We start from the raw sequence: 14,761 nt of genomic DNA, 5'->3' as shown, positions 1-14,761 counted from the left end.
TTCTCCATAGAAAGGAGGTGATCCAGCCGCACCTTCCGATACGGCTACCTTGTTACGACTTCACCCCAATCATCTACCCCACCTTCGGCGGCTGGCTCCCTTGCGGGTTACCCCACCGACTTCGGGTGTTGTAAACTCTCGTGGTGTGACGGGCGGTGTGTACAAGACCCGGGAACGTATTCACCGCGGCATGCTGATCCGCGATTACTAGCAATTCCGACTTCATGCAGGCGAGTTGCAGCCTGCAATCCGAACTGAGACCGGCTTTGATGGGATTGGCTCCACCTCGCGGCTTCGCTTCCCGTTGTACCGGCCATTGTAGTACGTGTGTAGCCCAGGTCATAAGGGGCATGATGATTTGACGTCATCCCCACCTTCCTCCGGTTTGTCACCGGCAGTCACTCTAGAGTGCCCAACATTACTTGCTGGCAACTAAAGTTAAGGGTTGCGCTCGTTGCGGGACTTAACCCAACATCTCACGACACGAGCTGACGACAACCATGCACCACCTGTCTCCTCTGTCCCGAAGGCCGCTGCTATCTCTAGCAGATTCAGAGGGATGTCAAGACCTGGTAAGGTTCTTCGCGTTGCTTCGAATTAAACCACATACTCCACTGCTTGTGCGGGTCCCCGTCAATTCCTTTGAGTTTCAGTCTTGCGACCGTACTCCCCAGGCGGAGTGCTTACTGTGTTAACTTCGGCACCAAGGGTATCGAAACCCCTAACACCTAGCACTCATCGTTTACGGCGTGGACTACCAGGGTATCTAATCCTGTTTGCTCCCCACGCTTTCGCGCCTCAGCGTCAGTTACAGCCCAGAAAGTCGCCTTCGCCACTGGTGTTCCTCCACATATCTACGCATTTCACCGCTACACGTGGAATTCCACTTTCCTCTTCTGTACTCAAGTCACCCAGTTTCCAGTGCGACCTTAGGTTGAGCCCAAGGTTTAAACACCAGACTTAAATGACCGCCTGCGCGCGCTTTACGCCCAATAATTCCGGACAACGCTTGCCCCCTACGTATTACCGCGGCTGCTGGCACGTAGTTAGCCGGGGCTTTCTTCTCAGGTACCGTCACTCCGGTAGCAGTTACTCTACCGGACGTTCTTCCCTGGCAACAGAGCTTTACGATCCGAAAACCTTCATCACTCACGCGGCGTTGCTCCGTCAGACTTTCGTCCATTGCGGAAGATTCCCTACTGCTGCCTCCCGTAGGAGTCTGGGCCGTGTCTCAGTCCCAGTGTGGCCGTTCACCCTCTCAGGTCGGCTACGCATCGTCGCCTTGGTGGGCCGTTACCCCACCAACTAGCTAATGCGCCGCAGGCCCATCCCTCAGTGACAGATTGCTCCGTCTTTCATTCTTTCTTCAGGAGAAAAAAGAAATTATCCGGTATTAGCTACCGTTTCCGGTAGTTATCCCAGCCTAAGGGGCAGGTTGCCTACGTGTTACTCACCCGTCCGCCGCTAAGTTATTTTGAAAGCAAGCTTTCAAAATAACTCCGCTCGACTTGCATGTATTAGGCACGCCGCCAGCGTTCGTCCTGAGCCAGGATCAAACTCTCCAATTAGTATTGAAAAGAGCGATATGCTCATTTTGAAACATCTGACGAGAAAATTAATTCTCTAATTTTGGATTTCACTTTCGTGATTTCCCACTCACTCGTTGTTCAGTTTTCAAAGATCAATGTCTCATCTTTCGTTGTCGTTGCTTGTCAGCAGCGACCTTTATAATATATCACAGCACCTTTGTTTTCGTCAAGCGTTTTTTTAATTTCTTTTTTTCGCTTACCGTTTCGGCAAGTTGTTAATCAACATCTTGTCCAAAGGGGCGAGACTTAATGTATCATATTTTTCAAACCCACGTCAAGCTTTAAAACAAAATTATTCTTAATCCCATTAACATTACTACTCCTGGAAGGCCAAGAATCGTTACTGCGCCTATGGTTGCGGGGTTTAATGGAATATGAACCTGTGTGATCAACCCCGAGAAATTCACTACATATATCGCTAGCGCAGCTAGCACCAAATGAGCGCCGAATAAACTAAGCCATCCAAATCCAAGTTTTTTTCGGAACACAATTACACTCAACAACACAACCGATAAGACCAGTACTCCTATAGCTAACATTCTTAGCATAATAATCCTCCTTATATTTTTTTGACTAGTGCCTACATCTGACTGCTATTTAATCCCATGCTTTTTGCATGCTTGAGATGTATCTGATATTTACGCTCTGCCGCCTCCAGAATATAAATAGCGTAATCAATTTGATCTTGACCCAACGCTTCATCAAACATTAGGTACGCTCTCTCCCACTCTGAATGCGCCTTGCGAACCTCCAATAACGTTTCCCAACCCTCAGACTCTCTTCTTCCCTGTTCTTTATCTACGCCCCGCCACAACACGCTCCACCATCCCATTACCAATTCCTCCTCAGAATAATTTCGATGCAAAATTACATCTCGTTATTCTCATTCATATCGGGATAGGGACAAACTTAGAACAAAAAAAAGGAAGCCCAAGGGGCCTCCTTTTGAAAAACACAACTTTAGAGCTACTAGAATAGCTCACGACGGCCTTCTAACGCCTTGGACAAGGTAACCTCGTCGGCGTATTCAAGATCGCCACCAACAGGCAAGCCATGGGCTATTCTGGTGATTTTAATCTCAAACGGCCGAACTAGACGAGAAATATACATCGCCGTTGCCTCACCCTCAATGTTGGGGTTGGTCGCCATGATAAGCTCACTTACTCTTTCATCACTCAAACGAGTCAATAATTCCTTCAAGCGAATATCATCAGGACCTATACCTTCCATAGGTGAAATCGCACCCTGAAGAACGTGATAATACCCATTAAACTCTTTGGTTCGTTCTATTGCCACCAAATCCTTGGAGTCTTGGATCACACAGATTACTGAAGGATCTCTAGTTTTGTCCTGACATATCTTACACGGGTCAGTATCCGTAATATTACAGCAGACAGAGCAATAATGAAGATTACGTTTGACGCTTACTAGCGCTTTAGCAAAATCAATGACGTCATCCTCTTTCATGTTAAGCACATGAAAGGCTAACCGGGCGGCTGTCTTAGGCCCAATCCCGGGCAAGCGCGTAAAAGCATCGATCAGCTTGGCTAGCGGTTCGGGATAATACAAATTTATTATTCTCCTTTAAACGAAAGTGGAGTGGGTGATTAGAACAAACCTGGGATCTTCATTCCACCAGTAAATTTACCCATATCATTGTTTGCAAGCTCTTCAGCTTGAGTCAAAGCATCATTAACCGCAGTAATTACTAAATCTTGCAGCATTTCAACATCTTCCGGATCAACAGCTTCCGGCTTAATTTGAATAGAAAGCAATTTTTTGTGACCATTCACTTGAACTGTAACTACACCGCCACCAGATGAGCCCTCAATTACTTTGCCACCTAGCTCTTCTTGAGCTTTAAGCATTTGCTCCTGCATTTTCTTAACTTGCTTCATCATTTGGTTCATATTATTCATACATCATCTCTCCTTTGGGATGCGCTATCTGCGCTAGTATGCTTACATTACTCTTTTATGACAACAAGGTCTTCTCCAAAAAGCTGGATAGCCTCATCAATCCAAGGTTCAGATTTCGCTTCTGCAGTGTCATGTTCATGTTCTAGCCGTAACTCTTCTTTGCTAGGCTGTCCCACTGACTTCTGAGCAGCTTCGTTCCAGTCGCGTTGCATAATAGTTACCAGTTTATAAGGTTTACCAAGACGTGCTGCAAACACATTCTCAATGACCTGTCTGTTGGCCGGCTTCTCCGTTGTATCGCGATGAATCGTGTTCTTGAATGCAACAAGCACTGCATCGTCCATTACTGATACAGGCTCACCGTCTACAAACCACGCATGAACCGTTACTTTCTCCTCTTTTACCCCTTGCAAAACAAGACTCCACTGTTTGTAGATAGCTGCAAAATCAGGACTATCTTTACCAGCAATGAACTTATCTACATTTGGAGGCATTTTGGAGCTTGCAGATATTCTCGGCGCAGAACTTGGAGCCGGATGCGATTTCGCAGAAGAGGCACCATCTCGCCCACCTCCAGAAACGCCGCCGGACTGCAACGCCTGTTCCAGCTTTTTCTCCAGCGCAGCAATCTGTTTCTTGAGCAGATCCAATTCGCCAGAGTGAACCACAGGTGCATTTGCCCCTGATCCAGGCTGCAATGCACCTAACGGAGCAGCTGTTACTGTCTCACCTTCATCTTGCTGCAAGCTACAAAGCTTCATCAACGCAACTTCAAACAACGTCTGCGGATGTGTAGCATACTTCATTTCACCTAGGTACTTATTAAGTGTATCAACGATCTGAAACAGACGATCCCGAGAAAATGCGGTGGCCATATCTTTAAACTCGGCGGGATTAAGCACTCGCTCAGTCAGTTGGTCGGCCCCGGGTACCATCTTAATCATCAATAAATCACGGAAATAATACATAAGATTCTCTAGACATTTATCAGCACTCTTACCTTCATGCATAAGCTGTTCAACAAGCTCCAGAAGAAGACCCATATCACCTTCCAGGATAGCAGTTGCAAGACGTGCAAATTGCTCAGAGGGTATCCCTCCGGTCATCCCAAGCACTTGTTCGTACGTAACTTTGCCATCTGTAAAAGATGAAATCTGATCCAGCAAACTCACTGCATCACGCATACCTCCATCAGAAAGACGGGCAATATACTGCAATGCGTTAACATCGGCTGTAATCCCTTCCTTCTCACAGATAGCGCTTAGATGAGCTGTCTGTTCTTCCAAAGCTACTCTACGGAAATCAAAGCGCTGACAGCGAGAGATGATCGTCGCTGGTAATTTATGAGGTTCCGTAGTCGCAAGGATAAACATTGCATGTGACGGCGGTTCCTCCAATGTCTTTAATAGCGCATTAAATGCTTCTGTTGTCAGCATATGCACTTCATCAATAATATACACTTTACGGCGCACCTCGGTAGGTGCATATTTCACCTTATCCCGGAGATCACGAATTTCTTCTACACCCCGGTTCGATGCCGCATCTATTTCCTGCACATCCATCACATTGCCCGCAGTGATTCGCAAGCAGGAAGGACACTCGTTGCAAGGCTCCGGACCTGGCCCTCGTTCACAATTGACCGCTTTCGCTAAGACTTTAGCAGCACTTGTCTTACCCGTTCCGCGCGGACCACTGAACAGATAGGCATGCGAAACCCGCTGTTCACGAATTGCGTTCTGCAGCGTTTGGATAATGTGCTGTTGTCCAACCATGTCTTGAAACGACTGCGGCCGCCAAGCACGGTACAGCGCGATATGTTCCACTATACATTACCCTCTCTTAGGCTGCCTCTTTCCCGGCATTTGTCGCAAATTTATTATACTATATTCATCGGCTATTGACCAAAAACAAAAAGCATCTTTGCTTGTGGCAAAGATGCTGTTATAAACAGAAATATAAACCGTGCACCTGTTATTGATGACTACGATCCAAGCGGCAACCCTACATGACTGCTCGGGCTAGGCCACCCTCCGGCACAAGAGTAAACTTACTTATGGCTGCTTCCTTCCGGACCTGACCAGGTTCATAAGCACTCATTGCGGAGGACCCAACCGTCAACACAGCCCGTAGGAACCAAGGCCTCACATCGATAGCACCTCTAACAGGAATTCAACCTCGCTACAGCGGATTACGAGTTACAGGGCACCGCTACCTCCCCGTCTAGCACGGCGAAGATAAGTATAGCTCACGATCAGACAAAAATCAACTCCAAGACATAAAATGAGCCCCTCAGCGAGAAAGCTGGGGGCTCGATCTAACCATTAAGCCGCTAAGCGGCTATTCCAATTAGATACCGTATTTCTTCTTGAATTTATCAACGCGACCGCCGGCATCCAGGAACTTCTGCTTGCCAGTGAAGAAAGGATGGCAGCTGGAGCAAATTTCAACACGAAGCTCTTGTTTAACAGAGCCAGCTTCGAAAGAGTTGCCACACGCGCAGGTTACCTTAGTTAAGTTATACTTTGGTTGAATTGCTGCTTGCATTTTGAATTTCACCTCTCATGCCCTAAGCCTCATGCGGACCCAGAGTTATATGATTACACTGTGGTATTTTAGCACGAAAAATTCAATTGATCAATATGTTTCATTGGTAATTCATTGGTACATTCACTCTATTAGATGTTGAGTTGCCGTTGCTTTACTCGAGCCATATTTGCCGGTGGTACATGCGTGTAGGAACCAATAACAACATCCGGCAATTCATCCCGGAAAATTTCCAGCATCGTCTTCATGCCAAGAATTTCACCCTTAGCAGGGGGGATTAACTCCAAATAACTCTCAGGATCAATATTCAGATTACGCATTTGAATAAGCTTCAGATCCGTTCGTCTTACAAACTCTACCATTGCTTCAATCTCTTCCTCGCGATCAGTCACTCCAGGGAATATCAGATAGTTGATCGATGTGTATACACCTTGCGAGGCAGCATATTTTAAAGACTTCTCTACATTAGCCAATGTGTAGCCACGCGGTTTGTAATAAGCATTGTAATGATCATCTAGGGCACTAATCGTGCTGACACGCATCAAATCCAGCCCAGCATCGACGATTCCACGAATATGATCGCTTAAGCCAGCATTGGTATTGATATTGATGTAGCCCATGTCAGTAATTGAGCGTACTTCACGAATTGCTTCTATAATAAGTTTTGCCTGCGTAGAAGGTTCCCCTTCACAGCCTTGTCCAAAACTGATTATCGATTCAGGCGTCGTCAAATGCTCCAGCATAACTTGTGAAATTTCATTGACGGTTGGTCGGAAATTCATCCGAGTCTGCGGAGATACAAAACCACTATCATCAGGTTGCTCAGAAATACAGCCAAAACATCCAGCATTACATGAATAAGAGACAGGCACGCCGCCCTCCCAACGCCCTAAAAAGGTATTGGAGGAAGTAAGGCATTCATAACCAAGCGCACAGTTAGAAAGATGCTCATAAAGACGGTTATCAGGATATTTGGCAGTTAATTCACCAACACTTACCTCAAGGTCCTGTTTATCACAGTTCAGTGGATTCCACTTTTCCGGATTATCAGTTGGGTCCGCCGCAACATAGAACCCGCCATCCTTCCACACTACAGCCGAATACCCAAACAGAGGAAGCTTGTAAGACTTGTCTGTCTTCACATAGCCAGGAAGACACAAGCGAGTATAGCCTTGAGGCAACAAAGCCCCTACAGCCTGCGAACCTTCTGGCAACGACATCATTTCACCGGTTTCAGGATCCATACCCACCGCCCGTGTACTAGGCAAGCCCACAAGAGTAGCGCCTTCAGGCAGCGGAATCAACTCTTCCTCCAGTATTTCAACGATCATATCCCCACTACGGGCTAGCCCGTACAGTTCAGGATGATCATATACGTTTCCTTGCCCGTCGGCATATACCAAATACATGTTAGTCTCCTCTTATTATCAATTCTCAAGTTGTAGGTACTGAAGAAGTCTTCGCCCGTGTTGTGCGACGAGCAGCTGTACCACTGTTGGAAGTTCCTCCGCTGCTTGCAGTTCCATTTGGTGATTGTTTAGCTCCCGCAACGTCAAAGGAGGCTAAGAATTCAGCATTAGTCTTTGTATCACGCAGCTTTTTGATGAATCCCTCCACAAAATCGTAGGATTCATTCATGTTTTTGCGAATCGCCCAGATCGTATCAAGCTCTTCTTTGCTCAAGAGTACTTCTTCCCGGCGTGTACCTGAACGGCGAATATCAATAGCAGGGAAAATACGGCGTTCTGCCAATTTGCGGTCCAAATGAAGCTCCATGTTACCGGTACCCTTAAACTCTTCATAAATAATGTCATCCATACGTGACCCGGTATCAATTAAAGCTGTTGCTAAAATAGTCAGTGAACCGCCCTCTTCCACATTCCGTGCAGAGCCAAAAAACCGCTTCGGTCGATGAAACGCCGCTGGGTCAATCCCTCCGCTAAGTGTGCGTCCAGATGGCGGAACCACAAGATTATACGCACGCGCCAGACGGGTAATGCTATCTAAAAGAATAACTACGTCCTTCTTGTGCTCAACTAAACGAAGAGCCCTTTGCAACACAAGTTCGGCCACTTTAATATGATTCTCTGGAAGCTCATCAAACGTCGATGCAACCACTTCGCCTTTTACAGAACGTTGCATATCGGTTACTTCTTCAGGACGTTCATCTATTAGCAATACAAAGAGCTCAATCTCAGGATTATTAGTGGAAATACTATTGGCAATTTCTTTCAAGAGGAGCGTTTTTCCTGCTTTAGGAGGTGCTACAATCAAACCCCGCTGCCCCAAACCTACAGGAGCGAGCAAATCCATTATTCGGGTAGACAAATGAGTAGGGGATGTTTCAAGCGGTAGCTTGTCTTGCGGATAAAGTGGTGTTAATGCTGGAAAATGAAGTCGCTCCGCTGCGCTAGCAGGGTTCTCACCATTAACGGCATTGACTTGAAGCAGGCCAAAATATCGTTCATTTTCTTTCGGCGTCCGGCATTTCCCAGATACAAGATCTCCGCTTCTGAGATCAAACTTCCGAATTTGTGAGGCTGAGATATAAATATCTTCAGCGCTGGGCAAATAGTTAATCGGCCTTAGAAATCCATAGCCCTCGGGTAGAATTTCCAGTACGCCTTCCATAAACATAAGACCGCTTTGCTCTGCCTGTGCCCGAAGGATCGCAAAGATCAGTTCCCGTTTCTTCAGCTGTCCGTAATAAGGAATCTGGTATTTCTTGGCCAGCTTATACAACTCGGTCAGCTTCATTTCTTCCAAATCGGAAATTTGAAGATCCATGTAATAACCACCTATTCAATTTTTAAATGAGTTCGCCCTAGTCTATCTACTAGGCAAAATGATGAGTCTATTAAAATGCCCGTTAGGATATTAATACCCAATTTGGAAGGATATATGCGGTAAATCAGCAAATAAACCTCCCTCCAAACGGGATATCCTAATTTTATTCGTTCTCACGCCAAACATGAGCACCTAGTTGTCGAAGGTTACTCACTAAATTATCATAACCACGGTCAATATATTCTACGCCGGTCACCTCGGTGATTCCATCCTCTACCGTCAACCCAGCAATAACAAGAGCAGCACCTGCCCGTAGATCGGTCGCTTTCACTTTTGCAGCATTAAGCTTACCACCCTCAATAATAGCAGAACGGCCTTCAACGCGAATCTTTGCGCCCATTCGTACCAATTCTGGTACATGCTTAAAACGGTTGCTGTAGACGAAATCACTAAGAACACTAACGCCTTCTGCCTGCGTCAACATACTTGTCATAGGAGATTGTAAATCTGTAGGAAAGCCAGGATAGGTCAGCGCTTTGACATCTGCATGTTCATATTTAGCTCTACCTATAACACGAATACTTTCATCAAGCTCTTCAATATCAACGCCCATCTCTAAAAGCTTGGCCGTTAATGCTTCCAAGTGCTTAGGAATAACGTTATCTATCAACACATTACCACGCGTAGCCGCAGCGGCAATCATATAAGTTCCTGCTTGAATCCGATCGGGAATAATGGAATGACGGCAGCCGTGCATTTCCGAGACCCCTTCGATTCGGATGGTTTCTGTACCAGCGCCTTTAATAACAGCGCCCATAGAGTTCAATAGGGTTGCTACATCTATAATCTCAGGCTCTTTAGCCGCATTTTCAATAATTGTGGAGCCTTTGGCACGTGAAGCCGCCAGCATGATGTTAATAGTGGCACCTACGCTTGATACGTCTAAATAAATCTTCGCGCCGCGTAGCTCTTTAGCATATAAGTGGATAGAACCATGTTCGTTTGTAACTGTTGCTCCCAGTGCCTCGAATCCCTTGATATGCTGATCGATTGGACGAGGTTCGAAATTACAACCACCAGGAAGACCTATTGTCGCTTCTTTGAATCTTCCAAGCAGAGCTCCCATCATATAATATGAGGCTCGAAGTTTCTTAACCGGACCATTAGGCATAGGTATAGATACAATACGCGAAGGATCAATTTTCATCTGGTTGCCTGACCAAGATACACTTGCGCCAAGCTCTTGCAAGATTTCAGAGTAAACGGCTACATCACTAAGGGACGGTAAATTATCAAGAACAACTTCAGATTCGGCCAAAATCGCCGCAGGAATGAGTGCAATAGCACTATTCTTTGCTCCACTGATGGTTACAACGCCCTCTAGCGGACGTCCACCGCCAATCATTAATTTTTCCATAGATTTATCAATTTCCCCCTACGTGTATTGCAGCTGTGCGGGCAATACGTGCTGTGGACTTTTAGTGATGAAAATGGAAAGACACCGGCTAAGCGGTGTGCTTTCCTCATCAAACTATTCAACTGGGCAGAGCTACACCCTGCCCTTTACAAATTGCTTGTCCACCTATGGCGGAAGCTAACAATGATTAGGCTTTGTTGTTGGATCCAAATTCGCGGATTTTACCGATAACGGTTTCTTTGATTGCGTCGCGACCTGGTGCGATGAATGTACGTGGATCATAAGCATCCGGTTTAGCAGCTAGAACTTCGCGAACAACTTTTGCAAACACGATTTGGTTCTCAGTGTTTACGTTAATTTTGGAAGTACCCAGGGAGATAGCTTTCTTGATGTCATGTTCAGGAATACCTGTACCACCATGAAGAACCATTGGGATGTTAGTAGCGTCACGGATTTCTTCCATTTCTTTGAATCCGAGGTTAGGCTCACCATGGTAAGGACCATGAACAGAACCTAGAGCAGGAGCCAAAGTGTCGATACCTGTTTCTTTAACAATACGAACGCACTCATCCAGCTTAGCATACATGATGCCGCCGATAACGTCGTCTTCTTGTCCACCAACAGTACCTACTTCTGCTTCTACGGAAACACCTTTAGCATGAGCATATTCAACGACTTTTTTAGTCATATCAATGTTCTCATCGATTGGGTGGTGGGAACCGTCGATCATTACGGATGTAAATCCAGCATCAATTGCTGCCTTACATTTATCAAAGCTTGATCCATGGTCAAGATGGATAGCTACAGGAACTGTGATATTCATATCGATAATTAGACCTTCTACCATCTTAACAACAGTAGTGAAGCCGCCCATGTGACGTGCTGCGCCTTCGGATACACCAAGGATTACTGGTGATTTTTCTTGTTCAGCGGCACCAAGAATAGCTTGAGTCCACTCCAAGTTGTTAATGTTGTACTGACCTACTGCGTATTTTCCTTCAAGTGCTTTGTTCAACATGTCTGTCATAGATACTAATGGCATGGTTTCATCCTCCTAAGAATGTTGGTTGGCTATGTTTTTAAACCGACATCACATACAGGCTTATTATAACACATCCTGAGTCAAATACTAAATAGGATAAACAAAAAAATGTCCCGGTGGGACGATTTTTATCCAGCCCGTATAGCAATTAGACTCAACCTGGTTATAATCACCATAACCAAATAGGATCAATACAGGAAATGTCACTTTAACTGCATTGATCTACTGACTTATTATGAAGATGCATATTGACCGCTACCCGCATTTCGTCTATGTCAAATGGCTTTGTAAAATGCATCAATGCGCCTAGCTTGGTAGCCTCCTTAATCATGTCCAGTTCTCCGTAAGCCGTCATCATAATGACCTTAATGGACGGATTCAGCTCTTTCAGATGCTTCAAAATCTCGAGTCCATCCATTCCCGGTATTTTCATATCGAGCAGAACCAAGTCAGGAGACTCGCTGCGAACAATGTCTAAGGCCAGTTTTCCGTTAGCTGCTTGAAATGTCGTATATCCTTCGCTATTAAATACTTCCATAAGAAGAATCCGAATCCCATTCTGATCATCGACAATTAACACTTTCTTTTTTTCCATATAACACCCTCCCAGAGATTAAGCCAGATTGACTATACCGCGCTCTCCACAGCTAACGGCCCCTTCAGAAATTAACTCCATACGAAACCTATTATTCGTGCTTCAATGCCCAAATCCTTCTAATTGGATAAAATGGGTAAATAAAGAGCCTGAATTGCAGTGATGTTATTTTCGGAACTCTCCAAAATGGGTAAACAAGCATAAATGCCTTCGGCGTCCTTATAAGGATAGTAAGCGTTTAAGCGAGAAATATTGGACATAAAAGATCGGTGAACAACTTATACATTCTAATAATTAAAAAAAGAGCCTCCAATAGGAGGCTCTTCAGATTTAATTAAAAACTCGCACGTAAGTTACGATTATGTTTACAACCTATTGCTGTTCGGAATGAGTTAAAGAAGCTTTGACAAATTCACGGAACAATGGTTGTGGACGGTTCGGACGTGAAGTGAATTCCGGATGGAATTGAACCGACAAGAACCATGGATGTCCAGGAAGTTCTACAATTTCGACCAAACGACCATCTGGTGAGGTTCCGGAAATAACCAGACCTGCTTTTTCAATCTCATCACGGTACGTGTTATTGAACTCATACCGGTGACGGTGACGCTCGTATACCAGTTCATCATCGTAGCAAGACATTGCCAGGGAACCCTCAGCAATCTTACAAGGATACAAACCAAGACGCATAGTACCGCCCATATCTTCAATATCCTTTTGCTCAGGAAGCAAATCGATCAGTGGATACGGTGTGTTCGGATCGATTTCGGAGCTATTCGCACCTTTTAGACCTAGAACAGAACGGCCATATTCGATTACGGAAACTTGCATACCTAGGCAAATTCCGAAGAAAGGTATCAATTTCTCACGGGCATAACGAATCGCGGAGATTTTGCCTTCAATTCCCCGATCACCGAAACCACCAGGAACTAGAATACCGCCAACACCGCGCAGCATTTCGTCCACGTTCTCATCTGTGATTTCTTCTGCATTGACCCAGCGAAGTTTAACTTCTGCATTGGAAGCAAAACCTGCGTGTGAAAGTGACTCAACAACACTCAAATAAGCGTCATGCAAAGCTACATACTTACCAACAATCGCAATTTCCACTGTTTTCTCTAGCTTCTGAATCCGCTCAAGCATACTTTCCCATTCACGCATATCTGGCGCAGGTGTTGTAAGCTTCAGATGGTTAACAACAATCTCGTCCAATCCTTCATCACGAAGATTCAATGGAACTTCATACAATGTTGAAGCATCGCGGCATTCCACGACAGCATTAGCATCAATATCGCAAAAGAGTGCGATCTTTGCTTTCATATCTGCGGAAAGTTCATATTCCGTACGGCACACGATGACATTCGGTTGAATACCGATACTGCGCAGCTCTTTTACACTGTGTTGTGTCGGTTTTGTCTTCACTTCTCCAGCAGCCTTGATATAAGGGATCAAGGTTACGTGGATATACATCACATTTTCCCGTCCGATATCACTCTTGATTTGACGAATGGCTTCTAGGAACGGAAGACTTTCAATATCACCTACGGTTCCACCAATCTCTGTGATTACAACATCAGAGTTGGTCTCGCGGCCTGCGCGGAACACGCGTTCTTTGATCTCATTCGTAATGTGTGGGATAACTTGTACAGTTCCGCCCAAATACTCTCCACGACGTTCCTTGCTGATTACGGATGAATAGATCTTGCCTGTCGTTACATTGCTGTTCTTTGACAGATTAATATCAATAAACCGTTCATAGTGTCCAAGGTCAAGGTCAGTCTCCGCACCGTCATCTGTTACGAATACTTCACCGTGCTGATAAGGACTCATTGTTCCAGGATCTACGTTAAGATACGGATCAAATTTCTGAATCGTTACCTTTAGACCTCTGTTTTTGAGCAGCCTGCCCAGCGAAGCGGCTGTAATGCCCTTGCCCAGGGAAGACACAACGCCACCCGTTACAAAAATATACTTTGTCACTGTAAAACCCTCCTAAATAAAGTCCAGACATAAAAGCGGCGCATGGTGTTTATCGTAACCCGTTTTACTATCATCAAAACAGGGGAAATCAAAAGTTTAATACACCGGGGAAAACATAAGGCGTCGTCCCGCGAATTACATAAAACTACAGCTACTTTGCATCTAAAAAAACAAAAAAGTGACACCCGTAGAACCGGGGCACTTTTTATTTTAAAAAACGCGTTTATTAACTTACATGATAAGCCCATGCAATAGTTTACTCTGACGATCCCCCACTGTCAAGGGAGGAATTATACCATCAGCGAGACTCTTTGAAATTATTTATCTTACTCGTCAGCTTCGGCATCCTCATCTGAGTCATCTTCTGCATCGTCTTCATCTGTGTCATCTTCGTCTATGTCATCTTCATCGATCACGACATCTTCGTCGACTTCTTCTTCGCTGTCGTCGTCGGAATAGAGGTCGTCGCGATCTTCGTCGATAGCGTCAAAATCCTCTTCTTCTGCAGCGTAGTTTTCTTCTTCTTCAGCAAAGTCGTCGTCTTCCAAATCGTCGTCTTCATCGTTGATGATACGTACGCGTTTGGTGTTACCAACCGGATCATCAGAACGCTCTAGAGGATACCAGCGTTTCAATCCCCAAAGGTTAGTTCCCACACAGGCAAAACGCCCATCAATGTTAATCTCGGTATATAACTGGGCAATAGTATCTTGGCTTTGTTGATCGGTCATGCCGCGCAGCTTGGCTACCTCGACCATCAGATCACGGTAATAATAGGGTGTATTGGCGGCCTTAAGGACTAGAAAAGCCAAATCCACCATCGGCATTTCTTTAACTTTCTCAGGGTCTAGCTTTAAATTGAGTGGCGTACTCACTAAAGGACACTTC

At 45.3% G+C, this 14,761-nt stretch carries 13 protein-coding genes, 1 rRNA gene and 1 other RNA gene; all 15 read right to left on the bottom strand.

All coding sequences use genetic code 11. The features are described from left to right. Positions 1 to 10: 10 nt before the first annotated feature. Positions 11 to 1,568, bottom strand: a 16S ribosomal RNA gene (locus ACN6MV_RS00665). 302 nt (positions 1,569 to 1,870) lie between these two features. After that, a complete protein-coding gene (locus ACN6MV_RS00660) occupies positions 1,871 to 2,128 on the bottom strand; it encodes a pro-sigmaK processing inhibitor BofA family protein (protein WP_375105323.1) in 258 nt (85 codons plus the stop codon). Positions 2,129 to 2,169: 41 nt separating this feature from the next. Next, positions 2,170 to 2,421 (bottom strand): DUF2508 family protein, encoded by a 252-nt coding sequence (locus ACN6MV_RS00655; protein WP_042123251.1) that lies wholly within the window; start codon positions 2,419 to 2,421, stop codon positions 2,170 to 2,172. A gap of 137 nt (positions 2,422 to 2,558) precedes the next feature. Next, a complete protein-coding gene (gene recR / locus ACN6MV_RS00650) occupies positions 2,559 to 3,158 on the bottom strand; it encodes a recombination mediator RecR (RefSeq protein ID WP_042123249.1) in 600 nt (199 codons plus the stop codon). A 38-nt stretch (positions 3,159 to 3,196) separates the two neighbouring features. After that, positions 3,197 to 3,508: a YbaB/EbfC family nucleoid-associated protein gene (locus tag ACN6MV_RS00645; protein ID WP_036679924.1), complete on the bottom strand. Its 312-nt coding sequence runs from the start codon at positions 3,506 to 3,508 to the stop codon at positions 3,197 to 3,199. A gap of 47 nt (positions 3,509 to 3,555) precedes the next feature. Further along, a complete protein-coding gene (gene dnaX / locus ACN6MV_RS00640) occupies positions 3,556 to 5,331 on the bottom strand; it encodes a DNA polymerase III subunit gamma/tau (protein WP_419885515.1) in 1,776 nt (591 codons plus the stop codon). A 137-nt stretch (positions 5,332 to 5,468) separates the two neighbouring features. Then, an RNA gene (ffs, locus tag ACN6MV_RS00635) (signal recognition particle sRNA large type) lies at positions 5,469 to 5,737 on the bottom strand. 117 nt (positions 5,738 to 5,854) lie between these two features. After that, positions 5,855 to 6,052, bottom strand: coding sequence for a 50S ribosomal protein L31 (gene rpmE, locus ACN6MV_RS00630; RefSeq protein ID WP_042123239.1), 198 nt, complete (start codon positions 6,050 to 6,052; stop codon positions 5,855 to 5,857). Between the two features lie 131 nt (positions 6,053 to 6,183). Then, positions 6,184 to 7,461: a radical SAM protein gene (locus ACN6MV_RS00625; protein ID WP_419885514.1), complete on the bottom strand. Its 1,278-nt coding sequence runs from the start codon at positions 7,459 to 7,461 to the stop codon at positions 6,184 to 6,186. Between the two features lie 25 nt (positions 7,462 to 7,486). Further along, the gene (rho, locus tag ACN6MV_RS00620; protein WP_042123234.1) at positions 7,487 to 8,839 is read right to left on the bottom strand and encodes a transcription termination factor Rho; all 1,353 of its coding nucleotides are present in this window, start codon (positions 8,837 to 8,839) and stop codon (positions 7,487 to 7,489) included. Positions 8,840 to 9,002: 163 nt separating this feature from the next. Further along, complete coding sequence (locus ACN6MV_RS00615) at positions 9,003 to 10,256, bottom strand: UDP-N-acetylglucosamine 1-carboxyvinyltransferase (RefSeq protein ID WP_042123233.1); 1,254 nt, start codon at positions 10,254 to 10,256, stop codon at positions 9,003 to 9,005. A 187-nt stretch (positions 10,257 to 10,443) separates the two neighbouring features. Next, positions 10,444 to 11,298 carry a class II fructose-1,6-bisphosphate aldolase gene (gene fba, locus ACN6MV_RS00610; RefSeq protein ID WP_036679934.1) on the bottom strand — a complete coding sequence of 285 codons (855 nt, stop codon included), beginning with the start codon at positions 11,296 to 11,298 and terminating at the stop codon, positions 10,444 to 10,446. A gap of 208 nt (positions 11,299 to 11,506) precedes the next feature. Further along, positions 11,507 to 11,893, bottom strand: coding sequence for a response regulator (locus tag ACN6MV_RS00605; protein ID WP_042123230.1), 387 nt, complete (start codon positions 11,891 to 11,893; stop codon positions 11,507 to 11,509). Positions 11,894 to 12,265: 372 nt separating this feature from the next. Beyond that, positions 12,266 to 13,873, bottom strand: coding sequence for a CTP synthase (locus ACN6MV_RS00600; RefSeq protein ID WP_042123227.1), 1,608 nt, complete (start codon positions 13,871 to 13,873; stop codon positions 12,266 to 12,268). Positions 13,874 to 14,199: 326 nt separating this feature from the next. Next, a complete protein-coding gene (rpoE, locus tag ACN6MV_RS00595) occupies positions 14,200 to 14,748 on the bottom strand; it encodes a DNA-directed RNA polymerase subunit delta (protein WP_042123225.1) in 549 nt (182 codons plus the stop codon). Between the last annotated feature and the right edge of the window lie 13 nt (positions 14,749 to 14,761).

It is taken from the genome of Paenibacillus sp. B-A-8, assembly GCF_048572915.1.
Classification (GTDB): Bacteria; Bacillota; Bacilli; order Paenibacillales; family Paenibacillaceae; genus Paenibacillus_AQ.
Note: the sequence above shows the minus strand (reverse complement) of the source record. Positions and strands in the feature narration are given on the sequence as shown.

Bases quoted from the DNA above. Each gene is read 5' to 3' on its own strand.
- ACN6MV_RS00660 (WP_375105323.1), bottom strand. From the start codon at position 2,128: ATGTTAGCTATAGGAGTACTGGTCTTATCGGTTGTGTTGTTGAGTGTA.
- ACN6MV_RS00655 (WP_042123251.1), bottom strand. From the start codon at position 2,421: ATGGGATGGTGGAGCGTGTTGTGGCGGGGCGTAGATAAAGAACAGGGA.
- ACN6MV_RS00645 (WP_036679924.1), bottom strand. From the start codon at position 3,508: ATGAATAATATGAACCAAATGATGAAGCAAGTTAAGAAAATGCAGGAG.
- rpmE (WP_042123239.1), bottom strand. From the start codon at position 6,052: ATGCAAGCAGCAATTCAACCAAAGTATAACTTAACTAAGGTAACCTGC.
- ACN6MV_RS00625 (WP_419885514.1), bottom strand. From the start codon at position 7,461: ATGTATTTGGTATATGCCGACGGGCAAGGAAACGTATATGATCATCCT.
- rho (WP_042123234.1), bottom strand. From the start codon at position 8,839: ATGGATCTTCAAATTTCCGATTTGGAAGAAATGAAGCTGACCGAGTTG.
- ACN6MV_RS00615 (WP_042123233.1), bottom strand. From the start codon at position 10,256: ATGGAAAAATTAATGATTGGCGGTGGACGTCCGCTAGAGGGCGTTGTA.
- fba (WP_036679934.1), bottom strand. From the start codon at position 11,298: ATGCCATTAGTATCTATGACAGACATGTTGAACAAAGCACTTGAAGGA.
- ACN6MV_RS00605 (WP_042123230.1), bottom strand. From the start codon at position 11,893: ATGGAAAAAAAGAAAGTGTTAATTGTCGATGATCAGAATGGGATTCGG.